The organism is Achromobacter sp. Root170 (genome assembly GCF_001428165.1).
In the GTDB taxonomy this organism is placed as follows: domain Bacteria; phylum Pseudomonadota; class Gammaproteobacteria; order Burkholderiales; family Burkholderiaceae_B; genus Achromobacter; species Achromobacter mucicolens.
Window position 1 is genome coordinate 39,107 of record NZ_LMHN01000005.1, and the last position, 16,451, is coordinate 55,557.

Below are 16,451 nucleotides of genomic sequence, written 5' to 3' on the forward strand. Positions count from 1 at the left end.
TTTTGCACGGGACAGCGTTAGTTAAGGGTAAACCCTTAACTGTCCGCGTGGAAAATCCGCCGCATTCCGGCCCGGAGCCGCCGCCATGGATGAACAACTCGACGCCCGCCGCACGCACTACTTCATGCAGGTCATGAGCCGGGGCTCGGTGCGCGGCGCGGCCGAAGCGCTGGAAATGGATCCGTCCGCCGTCAGCCGCGCCATCGCCGCGCTGGAACGCGACTGCGGCATGGCGCTGTTCGAGCGCCGCGGCCGCGGGCTGGTGCCCACCGATGCCGGCCACATCCTTGCCCGCTACGTAAAGCGCCAGCAGGACATCCAGGAAAGCTTCTTTTCCGAGATCGACAGCCTGCGCAAGGCCGAGCGCGGCCACATCGATCTGGTGCTGGGCGAGGGCTTTGTCGAGCTCATGTTCGACCGCGTCCTGCCGGGTTACTGGCGCAGCCACCCGGAAGTCACGCTGGATATCGACGTGGCCCGCACCTCCGAGATCGTGCAGCGCATCGTCGACGACCGCGCCTATATTGGGCTGGTGTTCCAGCCGCCCAACGACGCGCGGCTGCGCACGCATTACTCGCGGCCCGAACCGATACGCGCCATCTTGCGCCAGGATCATCCGCTCACGCGGCTGCGCCGCCCCCTGCTCTTGACCGACCTGGCCGACTACCCCGGCGCGTCCATGCAGGAAGGCTTTGGCGTGCGCCAGCACATCCAGGCCGCCGAGATCAGCGAGCAGGTGCGGCTGCACAACGTGCTGACCACCTCATCCTTCAAGGCGCTGTGGCAATTCGCGGCGGCCGGCATCGGCTACGCGCTCACGCCCCCCATCGCCGTCACCGCCGACATGCAGGCACAGCGGCTGGCCAGCCTGCCGCTGGCCAATCCCATCCTGAATCAGGGCAGCCTGCACGTCCTGAGCCGCGCCGGCCGCCACATTTCGCCCGCCGCGCGCGAACTGCTGGACCACATCGTGCGCGGCATCGGCGCGCATGCCGCCGCGCCAACTGATACGGTCGGTTGAACCGGATCTGCATCTGTCTGCGCCCCAGTCCAACGTCTACAGTGGACGGTCAAGAATCTGCCCGGAGGCGCATATGCTCAGTTTCCTGCGCACGGTCCGCTCCGTGCTATGGGCCTTTTTCGGTGTACGCCGCGGCCGCGGCTACGACGCCGACATCGCCCACAACAAACCTGGCCCCCTCATCGCCACCGGCCTGCTGCTCGCGGCCTGCCTGGTGATCATTCTGGTGTTCGTGGCACGTTGGGCAGTGAACGCGGCGTTGTAGCCGCGTCGCCGGCGAGCGCCGGCCGGGGCAGTCGCGACTATCCATATGCAACGACGGCGCCGCTGGACGGCATCGGTGCAGATGATATCCCGCAAAGGCCGAAAACCCATCCTTTGCAAAAATACCCGCCACGCATGAACCATGCCCCTCCGGCAGCCGTACTTTGCGAAGGGCGTAGCGCCCGGCCTCCGCAAAAACAGCCGCCCCGCCGCCCGGCCGCCCGAAGGCGGGGCAGCCCCCTCGGGGGGCAGCTAGCGCGCAGAGCGCGCGCGGCGTGGGGGCCCCTCCCCGGGGCATTATTTCTTTATTACCAGAATGACTTAGACGGTCGGAACGGCTGCCTGTTACGGTTATGAATCCCGTTTTTCCGGCGCCGTGCGCCTGCCCCGTTCCGGGGTTCAGACCGAGAAGATTTCAAGGGCAGTAGACATGTACGTGTATGACCCCGTCGATCAACAGCTTGTCGAGCAGCGTGTCGCGCAGTTTGCCGATCAGACGCGCCGCTTTCTCGACGGCCAGCTTACCGAGGACGATTTCCGCGTCCTGCGCCTGCAGAACGGCCTGTATATCCAGCGCCACGCTCCCATGCTGCGCGTCGCGATTCCGTATGGCCTGCTGGCGTCGCGCCAGCTGCGCACCCTGGCGCACATCGCGCGCAAATGGGACCGCGGCTACGGGCATTTCAGCACCCGTCAGAACATCCAGTTCAACTGGCCCAAGCTCGAAGACGTGCCGGACATCCTGGCGGAGCTCGCCACGGTGCAGATGCACGCCATCCAGACCAGCGGCAACTGCATCCGCAACACCACCACGGATCACTTTGCCGGCGTCGCGCCGGACGAGCTCGTCGATCCGCTGATCTGGTGCGAGATCATCCGCCAGTGGTCCACGCTGCATCCGGAATTCGCCTTTTTGCCGCGCAAGTTCAAGATCGCGGTCAGCGGCGCCGTGGAAGACCGCGCCGCCGTGGGCGTGCACGACATCGGCCTGCAGGCGGTCGAACGCGACGGCAAGCTGGGTTTCCGCGTGTGGATCGGCGGCGGCCTGGGCCGCACGCCCATCGTCGGCAAGCTGATCAATCCGTTCGTCGAATGGCAGCACCTGCTGACCTATCTGCAAGCCGCGCTGCGCGTGTACAACCTGCATGGCCGCCGCGACAACAAGTACAAGGCGCGCATCAAGATCCTGGTCAAGGACCTGACGCCCGAGGTCTACGCGCAGCAGGTCGATGAAGAATGGCAGCGCATCAAGGGCGGCCCCGACACCATCACGCAGGAATTCGTGGACCGCATCAAGTCGCGCTTCGTCTGGCCGCAGCACGATGCCGCCGCCGCGGCGGACGTCGACAACACCGCCGCGCTGGCCGCGGGCGACAAGCGTTTTGCGCGCTGGCTGCGCACCAACGTGCATGCGCACAAGGTCGCCGGCTACGCGGCGGTCACGGTGTCGCTCAAGCCCACCGGCGTGCCGCCGGGCGACATCACCGCGGACCAGATGGACGCCGTGGCCGACCTGGCCGACGACTTCGGTTATGGCGAACTGCGCGTGTCGCACGAACAGAACCTGATCCTGGCCGACGTGCGCCGTTCGCGCCTGCATGAACTGTGGCAAAAGCTGGAGGCCCTGAACCTCGCCACGCCCAACGTCGGCCTGCTGACCAACATCATCGCCTGTCCGGGCGGAGACTTCTGCGCGCTGGCCAATGCCGTCTCCATTCCCGTGGCCGAAGCCATCCAGCGCCAGTTCGACGACCTGGACTACCTGTTCGAAATCGGCGAACTGGACCTGAACATCTCGGGCTGCATCAACTCTTGCGGCCACCATCACGTCGGCCACATCGGCATCCTCGGCGTCGATAAGGCCGGCGAGGAGTGGTACCAGGTCACGGTGGGCGGCCGCCAGAACGGCGCCGCCAAGCCGCTGCCCGACCTTGAATCCACGCACGGCGGCGGCGCGGCCATCGGCCGCATCATCGGCCCGTCGTTCGCGCGCCATCAGGTGCCCGGCGTGGTCGACCGCCTGATCCGCACCTACCTGGGCCTGCGCGACAGCGAGGCCGAGCGCTTCATCGACGTAGTCGATCGCGTCGGCATCGACCCCTTCAAGCAGGACGTGTACGCGGACCCTGCCTTCGCCAAACCCACGCAGCACGCGGAGCCCGCCCATGTCTGAGATCTACGCCCACGACGCGCCCGGCCCGCACCTGATCCGCAACGGCAAGCTGGAGGCCGACACGTCGCGCCCCTTCGTGCCCGAACCCGAAGTGCCGGCCGAAGGCCAGGTGCCCGCCGACGAACCCGGCTGGATCGTCCCGCTGTCCGTCTGGAAGACATCGCGCGCCACGCTGCGCCGCCACAAGCATCCCGTGGCGGTATTGCTGGGCCCCGATGCCGACCTGACCGATCTGGCGGACGCCGACGGCGTGCTGCATCCCGAAGGCATCGCCTTCATCGCCGTGGACTTCCCGGTCTATACCGATGGCCGCGGCTACTCGCTGGCCCAATTGCTGCGCACGCGCTACCAGTGGCAAGGCGAGCTGCGCGCGGTCGGCGACGTGATGATCGACACCATCCACTACCAGGCGCGCGTGGGCTTTGACAGCTTTCTCGTCAAGCCGGGACACGATCCGCACAAGGCGCTGGCCGCCTTCAAGACGTTCACGGTGCACTACCAGAAGACGTACCGCGTCCCGACGCCCGCGGCCGCATAAACGGGTCGCGAAAACGGGTCGCAAAAACGGGCCGCCTGAACGAGGCCGCCAGAACGAGGCCCCCTGCGGCCTCAGTCCCCTTCGCCGGGCGCCGCCCCCAGCTGCATGCCGAACCCGCTCTGCGCCAGTTGCGCTCGGATCAGATCGGCAATGCTGCGCTGGCGCGGCGCCTGCATCCGGCTGATCAGGCTGGATACGCTGACCGCCAGCCGCGGATACCCGCCGGCATCGCACAGCGCCACCCCCACGCCCAACACCCCCGGCACCGCCGCGTTGCCCACCACCGCCCAGCCGCGCCCGCGCGTGTTCTCGACCAGCCGCCGCATCTGCGCCACCGTCATGCCGCCATAGGCCCGTAGCGCCTGCTCGTTCTGCGCCACGACCTCGTCGGCTTCGGCGGCAGGCAACGCGCCCAGCAGCGCCAGACCCGCCGCGCCCACGCCCAGCGGCTGGCGATGCCCGACCGTCACGGCCAGCACCTGCACCGGGTAGTTGCCGACCTCGCGATGCAGGCAGAGCGAATCGTTCGCCGCCCGGCAGATGAGAAACGCCGAATCACCGCTGACATCGCTGATCTGGCGCAGCAACGGCCGCAGGCTGCGCACGGCCTGCGCGTGCGGATCGCCGGCCATCATCACGCCCAGTTCGGCAACACGCCAGCGCGGCGCGCCCGATTCGCGCAGGGCGTAGCCCTCTTCGACCAGCACATCCAGGTAGCGGTACACCGTGGACCGCTGCATGCCCGCGGCCCGCGCGATGTCCACCACGTGCATGCCGGCCGCGCCGGCCTGGCGCAGCACGCCCAGCACCTTCAGCCCGCGCCGCAGGATGCGCGGACCGGAACCCTCGGAATCCGGTTTGTTCAATTTCTGGACACCTTGCGTTGATAGGGCCTCCATCAAAGCCGAATATGAAGGCGGACAGACGGAGATCTGTCCAATTATTAGACAAACAGGACGGAGACAACAATGAAGACATTCGGCAAGCGCTGGACCGCTGCGGCGGTGGCCTTGAGCGGCGCCCTCGTGGCCGCCGCGCCCGCCTGGGCGGCCAAACCCTATCCCGAACGCCCCATCACCCTCGTCGTCGGCTACGCCGCCGGCGGCGCCACCGACATCGTGGCGCGCCTGATGGCCAAATCGCTGTCCGAAGAGCTGGGCCAGACGGTCGTGGTCGAGAACAAGACGGGCGCCAACAGCAACATCGGCGCAGAAATCGTCTCGCGCGCCGCGCCCGATGGCTACACGCTGTACGTCGGGTCCATCGCCAACACCATCAACCGCACGCTGTACAGCCAGCTCAATTACGACTTCGTCAAAGGCTTCGAACCGGTCGGCCTGCTGGCGACCATTCCGAACATCCTGGTGGTCAATCCCAAGCTGCCGATCAAGTCTGTGCAGGAGTACATCGCGTATGCCAAGAAGAACCCCGGCAAGCTGACCTGCGCCTCGTCAGGCAGCGGATCGTCCATTCACCTGTCGTGCGAGCTCTTCAAGATGAAGACCGGCACCGACATCCTGCACGTGCCCTATCGCGGCAGCGGCCCCGCGGTGGCGGACCTGCTGGGCGGCCAGGTGGATTCCATGTTCGACAACCTGCCCTCGTCCCTGCCCCACGTGCAGGCGGGCAAGCTGCGCGCCATTGGCGTGACCTCGCCCGAGCGCCTGCCCGCCACGCCCGATGTGCCCACGCTGGCCGAATCCGGCCTGCCGGGCTTCGACGTGGAATCGTGGTTTGGCCTGGTGGCGCCGGCCGGCACGCCCAAACCCGTCATCGACCGCCTGAATCAGGCGGTGAACAAGGCGCTGGCCAGCCCCGCCCTGCAGACCTCATACAAGCAGGGCGGATTCTTCCCGCCGCAGCCGCCCAACACGCCGGAGACCTTTGCCAAGAAGATCGCCAGCGAAATCGACAAATGGGGTGCGGTCGTGAAAAGCGCCAACCTCAAGGCCAACTAGCGATCCAAGGAGCCAAGGTGTACCCGATTGATTTTTTCTTTCGCGCGGCCGAGATGCACCCGGACCGCGTGGCGCTCGACGGTCCCGACGGGCAGGTCACCTACGCGCGGCTGGCGGCCGACACCCGCGCGCTGGCGGCAGCCCTGCAGGACCTGGACCCGGCGCCGCAGACGCGCGTGGCCATCTGCGCCGGCAACTCGGCGCGCCACATCCTGGCGCTGCTGGCGGTGCTGGCCAGCGGCAAGGTGTGGGTGCCGCTCAACTACCGCAGCACCGCGCGCGAGATCGGCCGCATCCTGGATGCCACCGAGCCGACCATCGTGATCGTGGACGGCGTGGGCGGGCCGCTCGTGCCCGCGGGCCCGTCGCGACGCGTCGAGCTGGAAGACGCGGCGGCAGACCTGACGCTGGATGGCCTGTTGGCCGGTTTCGCGGGCCGCGCGCCGCTGCGCCACGCGCTGCCCCGCGATGCCACCCAGGCCATCAAGTTCACGGGCGGCACCACCGGGCTGCCCAAGGGCGTGATGCAGCCGTATCACGCGTGGAACGCCGGCATCGTCAACCAGATCCTCAACTGGGGCCTCACCGCCGATGACCGCTATGTGGTGTCCGCGCCCATCACGCACGGCACGGGCACGTATCTCTTGCCGGTGCTGGCGCAAGGCGGCGCGCATCTGCTGCTGGACACCGTGTCGCCCGCCACCATCACGGCGGCGTTTCGCGAGCGGGGCGGCACGCTGAGCTTCATGCCGCCCACGCTCATCTACATGCTGATGGCGCAGCCAGGCGTGTCGCGCGCGGACTTCCCGCGCCTGCGCAACCTGATCTACGGCGGCGCGCCCATGCCTGTCGAAAAAATCGAACGTGCGCGCGCGTTCTTCGGTCCGGTGCTGGGCACGACCTACGGCCAGACTGAGGCGCCGCAGATCGTTACCGTGCTGCGTCCCGCCGACCTCGAAGCGCCTGAGAACCGCGCGTCGGTCGGCCGGGTCACGCCGCTGTCGGACGTGGCGATCATGGCGCCCGACGGCACGCTCTTGCCGCGCGGCGAGATCGGCGAAGTGGTGGTCCAGGGCGACCTGGTCATGACCGGCTACTGGCGGCTGCCCGAAAAAACGGCCGAGACCGTGGTCGACGGCTGGCTGCACACCGGCGACACCGGCCTCATCGATGCGCGCGGCTATCTGTTCCTGAAGGACCGGCTGCGCGACGTCATCATCACCGGCGGTTTCAACATCTACCCGGTGGACGTCGAGAACGCGCTGTCCGCGCATCCGGCCGTCTACGAGTGCTCGGTATTCGGCGTGCCCGACGACAAATGGGGCGAAGCGGTGCACGCGGCCGTTCAGCTTCAACCCGGCGCGCAAGCGAGCGACGATGAACTGAAGGCGCACGTGCGCACGCTGCTGGGCCCGGTGGCCACGCCCAAGCAGATCCATTTCCACGACAGCCTGCCGCGCTCGAGCGTGGGCAAGGTGCTGAAGAACGCGGTGCGCGACGCCGCAATGAAGGAGACGCCATGAACACGCCCGAAACCCGCCTGTGCGCCCATCACCTGACCGGCATGTCGTACCGCGACGTCGACCTGGTCGAAGACCTGATCGGCAAGAAGTCCTTCACCGAGGTGATGATCATGCAGATCCTGGGACGCGATGCGCGCCCGGTGGACATGCGCATCGTGGACGCCGTGCTGGTCACGCTGATGGAACACGGCATGACGCCCAGCGCGATCGCCACGCGCTTGATCTACATGAGCGCCCCCGAGAACCTGCAGGGCGCTGTGGCGTCCGGCCTGATGGCCGTGGGCAGCCAGTTCGTCGGCACCATGGAGAACTGCTCGCGCCTGCTGGACCGCATCCGGCAGGCCGCCGACGGCCCCGCCGAGGCGCTGGCGATTGCGCGCGAGCACCGCGCCTCGCGCAGCCCGCTGCCCGGCTTCGGGCATCACCTGCACAAGCCGGACGATCCGCGCGCTATCAAGCTGCTGGCGCTGGCCGAGGCGGAAAACGAGCTGAGCGGCGAGTCCGTGCAGGCCCTGCGCTGGCTGGCCAGTGCCATCGACGAGACGTACGGCAAGCACATCACCATCAATGCGACGGGCGCCGTGGCCGCGCTGCTCAGCGAAATCGGCGTGCCCACCGACCTGATGCGCGGCTTTGCCGTCATCTCGCGCGCGGCGGGCCTGGTGTCGCACGTTGCCGAAGAGCAGCAAAGCCCTTCCGGGCGCTTTATCTGGGAAACCATCGACCACGCCATTCCGTACGTGGGCAAGGGCAAATCCCATCAGCAAGACGGCGGTCAATCATGACGGCGGCATCCGGCGGGCGCCTGGCCGGCAAGGTCGCGCTGGTGGCGGGCGCGGGCACGTCGGCGCCCGGCTGGAGCATCGGCAAGGCCAGTTGCGTGACGCTGGCGCGCCAGGGCGCGGCCGTCGTTGCGCTCGACGCCAATCTGGCGGCCGCCGAAGAAGCGGCGCACGAAGTCGAATCGGCCGGCGGCAGCGCGCTGCCGGTGCAGGCCGACGTGGCCGACCCCGCTGCGATGCAGGCCGCGGTGGATGCGGCGCTGGGCCGCTTCGGCCGCATCGACGTCCTGCAGGCCAACGCGGGCATCGGCAAGGTGGGCGGCCCCGAAGACATCTCGCTGCAAGACTGGGACCGCATCCAGCAGGTGAATGTGACCAGCCTGCTGATCGCGACACGGCTGGTGGTCCCGCTGATGCGCGCGCAAGGCGGCGGGGCCATCGTCGCGGTGTCGTCGATCGCGGGCATCCGGTACACCGGCTATCCGCATCTGGCCTACAGCGTCAGCAAGGCCGCCGTCATCCACTTCGCGCGCATGGCCGCGCAGCAATATGCCGCCGACCGCATCCGCGTGAACACGGTGATTCCCGGGCTGATCGACACCCCGCGCGTGGCCAGCAACGTCGCCAGGATGTTCGATGCCAACGACCTGGACGCCGCCCGCGCGGCGCGCGACAGGCAGGTGCCGATGGGCCGCATGGGCACACCCTGGGAGGTCGCCAATGCGGTGGCCTTTCTGGCTTCCGACGATGCGTCTTACATCACCGGCACCGAACTGCTGGTCGATGGCGGCCTGACGGGCAAGTACGCCTGAAGGGCAAGTACGCCTAACGCGCCTACTCGGCCTTGATATTGCCGCGCTGGATCACGCCCGTCCACTTGGCCACGTCCTCCTGGATGCGCTGCGCGAATTGCGCCGGCGTGCTGCCGACGGGCTGAAAGCCCATCCCCGTCAGCTTGTCCCGCAACGCGCCGCGTTGCACGGATTCGGCCAGCGTCTGCGACAGGCGCTCGATGATCGGCGCGGGCACACCGGCCGGCGCAACCAGGCCGAACAACGGCGAGATGTCCACGCCCGGCAGACCCGCTTCCGCAAAGGTGGGCACGTCGGGCAGCTGGCTGACGCGCTGCGGGCTGGTGACCGCCAGCGCCCGCAGCTTTCCGCCCTTGATGTGTTCAAGCATCGTGGGCACGGTGGCAAACCCGAACTGCACCTGGCCGCCCAAGAGGTCGGTGATCACAGTGCCGCCGCCGCGGTACGGCACGTGCAGCACGTCCACGCCCGCCTGCTGGCGCAGTTGCTCGCCGGCCAGATGCGGACCGCTGCCCACGCCCGCCGACCCGAACGACAACGTGCCCGGCTGCGCCTTGGCCAGCGCCACAAAGGACGCGATGTCCGTCGCCTTGACCGAGGGGTGCACCACCATGACGAAAGGCGCCGTCGCCATCAGCGAGATCGGCGCGAAGTCCTTGATGGCGTCGTACGGTTGACGCTCGCCCAGCAGCGCGGGATTGATCGTGAACGTGGAGTCGACCATGCCGATGGTGTAGCCATCGGGCGCCGACACCGCAAGGGCGCGCGTGCCGATCGTGGTGCCGCCCCCGCCCCGGTTCTCCACGACGAAGGGCTGGCCCAGCGCCTCGGCAAACACCTGGCCCGCCATGCGGCCCAGCGTGTCCGTGGCCGCGCCCGGCGGATACGGGATGGTCAGGCGGACCGCCTTGTCCGGATACTGCGCGGCGCGCGCCGCGAAAGACCACGGCAGCACGGCGGCGCCAGCGGCCAGGGCCGCGCCATTGATCAGGAACGCTCTGCGTGAGGGATGCATGGGGTTGTCTCCAGGTTCATGTGCGGTGCGGCCTCTTGAGGGCCGGTTCGTATTTCGGTGCGTCTTTCGTATCTGATGCGTGGGCGCGGATGCGTGTGCTTCAGCTGCTGTAGCGGCCTTCGGCAAGTTCCGCCTCGGGGTCCGCGCCCAAGCCAGGGGCGTCCGGCACGTCGACCCAGCCGTCCTTGATGGGCACGCTGCGCCCGTAGGGCACGTGCGCCAGTTCGACGTACAGGCGTTCCAGCGATACCTCGGCCTGTTGCGCGGCGATCAGGTGCAGGCTGGCAAGGTATCCGGGACCGAAGAACGCCACCTGCGGCGCGCACACGACGCGCGTGTCCGCGCACTTTTGCGCGATGCGCCACGCGGCGGTCAGACCCAGCTTGATCACGCTGGGCTGCACGTACTGCGCTGCTTCCGTGTCCACCACACGCTCCAGGTCGGTCGCGCTGGAGGCGTTCTCGCCCACCGCCAGCGGAATGCCGCAGGCATCCTTCAAGCGGGCCAGCGCGCGGTCGTCTTCCGGCGGCCACAAAGGTTCCTCGATCCAGAACGGATCGTGCGGCCGCATCGCCTCGATGGCGGCTTCGGCTTCGCCGGGCAGCCAGGCGCAGTTCGTGTCCACCATGATCGGCACGCCCGGCCCCGTGCTGCGGCGCACGGCAGCCAGCGCATCGGCCGTGCGCTCGTGCAGCTTGATCTCGATATAGCCTTCGTCCAGCGCGCGCGTGGTCACGGCGTCCAGGCGTTCGGCGTTGCCGTAGTACTGAAGCAGCGACGCGTACACGCGCACCCGTTCGCGGCGCTTGCCGCCCAGCAGTTCGTACAACGGCACGCCCGCGCGCTTGGCGCGCAGGTCCCACAGCGCGATGTCCAGACCGGCCAGCGCTTGCACGACGGGGCCGGACCGCCCCAGGTTGTGCAGCGTGCGCTGCATGCCCGGCAGCAAGGTGTCGTCGTCCGCGTCCCGCCCGCAGGCCAGCGGGGCGATCAGCGATTCGAAGATGGCGGGCAAGGCGCGCGGCTCCACGCAGTACGACTCGCCCCACGCCACCGTGCCGTCTTCCGTCTGCACGCGCACCAGCGCGCTGTCGAGCTTGTCGCGCGGCCGGCCGGCGAACAGCGGCGACGGGCTCCAGTGATGAAACGGCAGGCGCAAGGGAATGCAGGTGACGGAAACGATGGTGTTGGCGGGCATGGCGGCGCGCAGGTCGGGATGCAAAATGCGATGGGCTATTCTGGCGGCCGCTGGTTCATATGGTCAAATAGATGAATTGACTAGTTCCATATGAATTTCATATGTTCAACCGGCGAGAACTCCTGCTGCTGCGCGCCATGTACCGGCACGACACCGTCACCGCCGCGGCGGCATCGGTCAACATGACGCAGCCCGCCGCCAGCGCGCTCTTGCGCGACATGGAAACGCGGCTGGGCTTTGCGCTCTTCAGCCGCGAGAACCGGCGGCTGCACCTGACCAGCCAGGGCCGCGCGCTGATCCCGGAAGTCCTCAATGCGTTGGCCGGCATCGAGGCCGTGGACCGGCTGGCCGTCGACATCCGCCAGGGCGCGCTGGCACGGCTGGATGTCGCTGCCGTCGCCATTGCGGCGTCCAGTCTGCTGCCGCCGGCCCTGGCCGGCGTGCGCCGCGCCCATCCGTCCGTGGCCGTGACCGTGCGCGCCGGCACCGCCTTGGAAATCATCGAGATGGCGGTGGACCATCGCATCGACCTGGGCATCATCATCGGTTCGCCGCCGGACATCGACCGTGTGTCCAGCCTGCGGCTGGCGCCCCTGGGGCTGCATGCGGTCATGCCGAAGGACCATCCCTGGGCCAGAAAGGCCACGCTGACGCTCGACGAGGTGGCCGAAGCCGGCCCGATCGTGCTGGCGCCGGCCCTGCCCGCCGGGCGCGCCACGCGTCAGGCGCTGGAGGCACGCGGCCTGCCCTATCGCCCCATCATCGAGGCGGCGCAATCATCGGCGGCGTGCGCGCTGGCCGCGCAAGGCCTGGGTGTGGCCATCGTGGAAAGCCTGGGCGCGCATTACGCCGAACGGCAGGGCCTGGCCGCGCGGCGCCTCATGGCGCTGGAAGACCCGGTGCTGGCGGTGGTGTGGTCGCGCGACCGCGCGATGAGCGCGCCGGCGCAGGTGCTGCAGGAGGGCTTGGCGAACGAGGCGCGCATGTGGCTGTCGCGCGGGGAGGCCGCGGCTGACGAACGCCAGACGGCGCGAGGCCGGACGCGCGCGCGCCCGGCCGCTTGAACGTGGCGGGACGGCTTACCAGGAGGTCGTATAGGCGCCGGGGAACTGCTTGGCCACGAAAGCCTTCACTTCGTCGGATTGGTAGGCCTTGATGAAGCGCGCGATGCGCGGATCGTTCTTGTTGTCCTCGCGCGCGGCGATCACAACGGCCGCAAACGGCGCGTCCTTGCTCTCCAGCACCAGCGCGTCCTTGGCGGGCGACAGGCCGGCGGGGATGGCGTAGGCGGAATTCACGGCGGCGGCATCCACGTCCTTGAGCGAGTGCGGCAGCTGCGCGGCCTCGATCTCGACGAACTTCAGGTTCTTGGGGTTCTCGGCGATGTCGAAGATCGACGCCGTCACCGTCACGCCGTCCTTCAGCTTGATCAGCTTGGCGGCCTGCAGCACCAGCAGCGCGCGGGCGCCGTTGGTCGGATCGTTCGGAATGGCCACCTTGCCGCCCTGCGGCAGATCGTCCAGCGACTTCACGCGTTTGGAATAGATGCCCATCTGCTGCACGACGGCCGTCGCCACCGGCACCAGCTTGTAGCCGCGCGCCTTGTTCTGCGATTCCAGGAAAGGTTTGTGCTGGTAGATGTTCACGTCCAGCTCCTTGGCGTCCAGCGCGGCATTGGGCTGGATGAAGTCGCTGAATTCGATCAGCTTGACCTTCAGGCCTTCCTTGGCGGCCACCTGCTGCACGACTTCGCCGATCTGCGCGTGCGGGCCGACGGTGACGCCCACCTTCAACTCGGCGTCCTGCGCCATCGCCGAGGTGCCGGCAAAACCGATAAGGGTGGCAAGTACGGCCAGGGAATGACGAAGGCGCATGGGAGATCTCTAGAGGTAGTCGTAATGAGACCCCGGATTCTAGAGACGCCGCCTCAAAACCGGAAGCGATGAATATTCATATTGATATGTGGATTTCGATATAAACACCGCGATGACAGCGCCGGCGCATGCGGACACAATAGAGCCTGCTTTCATCAACCCACCCGCCTCCATGTCCACGACTACCGAACTCCATCCGCATGCGCGCGCGCTGCTGGCTGACCATTACGCCGCCGTCGACGCCGACCTGCCCGCCCTGCTCGACCTGCTGTTTGCGCGCAGCGCCGGCGAAGACTGGCACAAGGCCGGCACGTTCAAGCATCACCTGCTGGGCGTCTACCGCACGCTGGCGCTGTGGAACCAGCCGCGAGAGGTTCGCCTGCTGGGCCTGTTTCACAGCGTGTACGGCAACGAATACGTGGACCTCACGCTCTTTGACCGTGAACGCGAGCGCAACACGCTGCGCGATGTGCTGGGTGCCGAAGCCGAAGAATGGGTCAGCCTCTTTTGCGCCATGCCGCGCACGCGATTCGTGCAGGCCATCCTGCAGGGACAGGGCACGGGACCGGAAGGCCTGACGCTGGAAGGCGCCGACGGGCAGGTGTTCACGTTCACGCCCCGCCAGGTCGCCGCATTCACGGTGGTGTCCGCCGCCGACATGGGCGAGCAATGGCATAGCTGGCAGGACGAGATCTTTGCCTGCTATCCGCAGCAGCAGCGCCGCGACTTGAAGACCAACTGGGCCTCGTCGCTGTGGCCCGGCCCGCTCAAGCCGCCGTCGAACATCCTGTCGATGCTGTCGCATCTGCTGGCGCCGCTGTCACGCATGCCGCAGGACACCGGCATTCCGCTGCCGCCCGCCTTCGACAATTGCCGCGCCACGCTCAGCCCGCGCGACGAAGCGGCGGCCAGCGCGCTGTACTGGCAGGTCATCACGCGCATGCATCCCCTGACCGAAATGGACAGCGCCCGCCACATGCTGGAAGCCGCGGTGGAGCACAACCCGTGGGTCGGCGAACCGCGCCTGCTGCTGGCGCAACTGGCGTTGACGTCAGGAGATTTCGAGGCCGCGGAACAGCATGCCGCCGCCGGCCTGGCCGCGCTGCAGGCCTGGGGCACTGCTTGGGACAAGCGCATCGAATGGGCCGGATGGATGGCCTGGGCGCGCATCGAACTGCAGAACGCGCGCGCGCGCAAATGGCCGGAAAACCTGGCCGCGTTGAACGGGCTGGGCCTGGTGGAGTAGCGCCGGCGGGGCTTGCCGGGATGGGACGGGCGCGGGCGGCTTTTGCGCCCGCGTTCCTTTGCCAATGGGGTGGCTAGCGCCTAGGTGGCTTGCCCGCTTGGTCAGGACGGGAGGCTAGCGCCTACGTGCCTTCCCAATGCGGCCCGGGCACGACGATGTCGAACAGTTCCAGCACGCGCGCCACGGTGTGATCCACCATCTCTTCGATGGACGCGGGACGGTGATAGAACGCCGGCAGCGGCGGAAACACGATGCCACCCATTTCAGTCACCGCCGTCATGTTGCGCAGGTGAGCCAGATTGAACGGCGTCTCGCGCACCATCATCACAAGGCGGCGGCGCTCTTTCAGTGTGACGTCCGCGGCGCGGGTGATCAGGTTGTCGGACAGGCCATGGGCCACGGCCGCCAGCGTGCGCATGGAGCACGGCACGATCACCATGCCCGCGGTCTGGAACGCGCCGCTGGCCAGCGTGGCGCCCACATCGCGCACGCTGTGCACATGATCGGCCAGCGCATAGACGTCGTGGCGGCTGACATCGAGCTCATGCTTGATGTTCAGCACCCCAGAGGCGGACACCACCAGGTGCGTCTCGACGTCTTCGACGTTGCGCAGCGCCTGCAGCATGCGCACCGCGTAGAGCGCGCCGGTGGCGCCCGTGATGCCGACGACGAGCCGCCGCATGATGCGTCAGGCCGTGGCGCCGGATTGCTCCAGCAGCGTCTTCAGTTCGCCGGACTCGTTCATCTCATTCATGATGTCCGAGCCGCCGATGAACTCGCCGGACACGTAGAGCTGCGGAATGGTGGGCCAGCTGGAAAATTCCTTGATGCCCTGGCGGACTTCGTCGTCCTCCAGCACATTGACCGTGACGAGCTTCTTCACGCCACAGCCTTTCAGGATCTGAATGGCCTTGCCGGAGAACCCGCATTGCGGGAACTGGGCGGTGCCCTTCATGAACAGCACGACGGGGTGCTGGGTAACGGTTTCACGGATGAATTCTTGAACGTCGCTCATGGTGGTCTCTTGGACTGGCAAAACGGAATTGCTCAATTATAGGTACACCCGGGAAAACCGCCCGATTACCCCGCCGCGGGGCCGGTATATCCAGGGCAAACGCAACAACACGTGTCGGGCCGGGCGAGCTGCGCGGGAAGGTGTCAGACACCCGGGTGACGGCGCGGCAACCTGAACGGGCATATCCAGGGTGTCAGACACCTGCGACCAGCAACCGCCCGCCCGAGATCCGCTCGATCCCCGCCAGATCCTGCCGGCTGTGCACGTCTGCAAACCCGGCCTGGCGCAGCATGCCGCGTACCTGCTCCGCCTGATCCCAGCCGTGTTCCATCCAGAGCGAGCCGCCGGGCTTCAGGTGGGCGCCGGCGCCTTCGACAATGCGCGCCAGATCCTCCAGCCCGCCCGCGCCATCGGTCAGCGCGCCGCGCGGCTCAAAGCGCAGGTCGCCCTGGTCCAGATGCGGATCGTCGCTGGCCACGTAGGGCGGATTGGAGACGATCAGGTCAAAGCCCTCGCCGGCGGGCACGGCCTCGTACCAGCTGCCTTCGACAAAGCGTACGGCAGCGGTCAACTCCCACGCGTTCGCGGCAGCCACGGCCAGCGCGGCCGCGCTGACGTCCGACGCCATCACGCGCGCGTCGCGCCGCGCCAGCGCGATCGACACCGCGATCGCGCCGCTGCCCGTGCCCAGGTCCAGCACCATCGGTCCGGTGACGCCAGCAATGCATTCCAGCGCGGTTTCGACCAGCACTTCCGTGTCGGGCCGCGGAATCAGCACGTCGGGCGTCACCCGGAACCGGTGCCCCATGAACTCGCGATGGCCCAGCAGGTAGGCCATGGGTTCGCCTGCCAGCCGGCGCAGCGCCAGGGCCTCGTACGCCGCCGCCACCTCAGGCGCCAGCGCATCGGTGTCGTGCGCCAGCAGCCAGGCGCGCGGCTTGTCCAGCACGTGCTCCAGCAGCATGCGCACTTCCAGGCGCGGCAGGCGCGTGTCCAGCAGCAGGCTCTTGATCTGGGGCGCGGTCATCGCGT

The 16,451-nt window shown here is 67.8% G+C and carries 17 protein-coding genes; 10 read left to right on the forward strand and 7 right to left on the reverse strand.

What is annotated here, in order from left to right:
• The first annotated feature begins 85 nt into the window (after positions 1-85).
• The 4 genes from ASD87_RS08455 to ASD87_RS08470 all read left to right on the forward strand — a co-directional run bounded on the left by ASD87_RS08455 (position 86) and on the right by ASD87_RS08470 (position 3,996).
• On the forward strand, positions 86-1,021 hold the full coding sequence (locus ASD87_RS08455) for a LysR family transcriptional regulator (protein WP_056319876.1): 936 nt from the start codon (positions 86-88) through the stop codon (positions 1,019-1,021).
• A gap of 73 nt (positions 1,022-1,094) precedes the next feature.
• Positions 1,095-1,286, forward strand: a complete 192-nt coding sequence (locus ASD87_RS08460) for a DUF2970 domain-containing protein (protein WP_056319879.1) — start codon at positions 1,095-1,097, stop codon at positions 1,284-1,286.
• A 429-nt stretch (positions 1,287-1,715) separates the two neighbouring features.
• Positions 1,716-3,458 carry a nitrite/sulfite reductase gene (locus tag ASD87_RS08465; RefSeq protein ID WP_056319881.1) on the forward strand — a complete coding sequence of 581 codons (1,743 nt, stop codon included), beginning with the start codon at positions 1,716-1,718 and terminating at the stop codon, positions 3,456-3,458.
• Positions 3,451-3,996, forward strand: a complete 546-nt coding sequence (locus ASD87_RS08470; RefSeq protein WP_056319884.1) for a DUF934 domain-containing protein — start codon at positions 3,451-3,453, stop codon at positions 3,994-3,996. Before ASD87_RS08465 ends, ASD87_RS08470 begins: the two co-directional genes overlap by 8 nt.
• Positions 3,997-4,067: 71 nt before the next feature.
• On the opposite strand, the gene ASD87_RS08475 is transcribed toward ASD87_RS08470, so the two are convergent.
• On the reverse strand, positions 4,068-4,862 hold the full coding sequence (locus ASD87_RS08475) for an IclR family transcriptional regulator (RefSeq protein ID WP_056319887.1): 795 nt from the start codon (positions 4,860-4,862) through the stop codon (positions 4,068-4,070).
• A gap of 102 nt (positions 4,863-4,964) precedes the next feature.
• Between ASD87_RS08475 and ASD87_RS08480 the strand changes: the two genes are divergently transcribed.
• From ASD87_RS08480 to ASD87_RS08495, 4 genes are read left to right on the forward strand one after another with little or no spacing between them, the layout of a single operon-like run.
• Complete coding sequence (locus ASD87_RS08480) at positions 4,965-5,954, forward strand: tripartite tricarboxylate transporter substrate binding protein (RefSeq protein ID WP_056319888.1); 990 nt, start codon at positions 4,965-4,967, stop codon at positions 5,952-5,954.
• A 17-nt stretch (positions 5,955-5,971) separates the two neighbouring features.
• The gene (locus ASD87_RS08485; protein ID WP_056319891.1) at positions 5,972-7,477 is read left to right on the forward strand and encodes a class I adenylate-forming enzyme family protein; all 1,506 of its coding nucleotides are present in this window, start codon (positions 5,972-5,974) and stop codon (positions 7,475-7,477) included.
• Positions 7,474-8,262: a citryl-CoA lyase gene (locus ASD87_RS08490; RefSeq protein WP_056319896.1), complete on the forward strand. Its 789-nt coding sequence runs from the start codon at positions 7,474-7,476 to the stop codon at positions 8,260-8,262. The genes ASD87_RS08485 and ASD87_RS08490 overlap by 4 nt, the downstream gene beginning before the upstream one ends.
• Positions 8,259-9,071 carry an SDR family NAD(P)-dependent oxidoreductase gene (locus ASD87_RS08495; protein WP_056319899.1) on the forward strand — a complete coding sequence of 271 codons (813 nt, stop codon included), beginning with the start codon at positions 8,259-8,261 and terminating at the stop codon, positions 9,069-9,071. The genes ASD87_RS08490 and ASD87_RS08495 overlap by 4 nt, the downstream gene beginning before the upstream one ends.
• A 22-nt stretch (positions 9,072-9,093) precedes the next feature.
• Here ASD87_RS08495 and ASD87_RS08500 read toward each other — a convergent pair whose 3' ends face one another.
• Both ASD87_RS08500 and ASD87_RS08505 read right to left on the reverse strand, forming a co-directional pair.
• Entirely contained in the window at positions 9,094-10,086 is a 993-nt protein-coding gene (locus ASD87_RS08500; RefSeq protein WP_056319902.1) for a tripartite tricarboxylate transporter substrate binding protein, read from the reverse strand.
• 100 nt (positions 10,087-10,186) lie between these two features.
• Positions 10,187-11,284 carry a mandelate racemase/muconate lactonizing enzyme family protein gene (locus ASD87_RS08505; RefSeq protein WP_056320008.1) on the reverse strand — a complete coding sequence of 366 codons (1,098 nt, stop codon included), beginning with the start codon at positions 11,282-11,284 and terminating at the stop codon, positions 10,187-10,189.
• 101 nt (positions 11,285-11,385) lie between these two features.
• On the opposite strand from ASD87_RS08505, the gene ASD87_RS08510 reads away from it, so the two are divergent.
• On the forward strand, positions 11,386-12,348 hold the full coding sequence (locus ASD87_RS08510) for a LysR family transcriptional regulator (RefSeq protein ID WP_056319904.1): 963 nt from the start codon (positions 11,386-11,388) through the stop codon (positions 12,346-12,348).
• Positions 12,349-12,363: 15 nt separating this feature from the next.
• Here the strand turns inward: ASD87_RS08510 and ASD87_RS08515 are convergent, their stop codons facing one another.
• Positions 12,364-13,158, reverse strand: coding sequence for a MetQ/NlpA family ABC transporter substrate-binding protein (locus tag ASD87_RS08515; protein WP_056319907.1), 795 nt, complete (start codon positions 13,156-13,158; stop codon positions 12,364-12,366).
• Between the two features lie 172 nt (positions 13,159-13,330).
• Here ASD87_RS08515 and ASD87_RS08520 point away from each other — a divergent pair, with 172 nt between their 5' ends.
• Complete coding sequence (locus tag ASD87_RS08520; RefSeq protein ID WP_056319909.1) at positions 13,331-14,404, forward strand: tetratricopeptide repeat protein; 1,074 nt, start codon at positions 13,331-13,333, stop codon at positions 14,402-14,404.
• A gap of 121 nt (positions 14,405-14,525) precedes the next feature.
• Here the strand turns inward: ASD87_RS08520 and ASD87_RS08525 are convergent, their stop codons facing one another.
• The 3 genes from ASD87_RS08525 to prmC form a co-directional block, all read right to left on the reverse strand.
• Entirely contained in the window at positions 14,526-15,086 is a 561-nt protein-coding gene (locus ASD87_RS08525; RefSeq protein ID WP_056319911.1) for a UbiX family flavin prenyltransferase, read from the reverse strand.
• Between the two features lie 6 nt (positions 15,087-15,092).
• Positions 15,093-15,419 (reverse strand): Grx4 family monothiol glutaredoxin, encoded by a 327-nt coding sequence (gene grxD / locus ASD87_RS08530; protein WP_056319914.1) that lies wholly within the window; start codon positions 15,417-15,419, stop codon positions 15,093-15,095.
• Positions 15,420-15,612: 193 nt separating this feature from the next.
• Positions 15,613-16,446, reverse strand: a complete 834-nt coding sequence (prmC, locus tag ASD87_RS08535) for a peptide chain release factor N(5)-glutamine methyltransferase (protein WP_056319915.1) — start codon at positions 16,444-16,446, stop codon at positions 15,613-15,615.
• Positions 16,447-16,451: the final 5 nt, after the last annotated feature.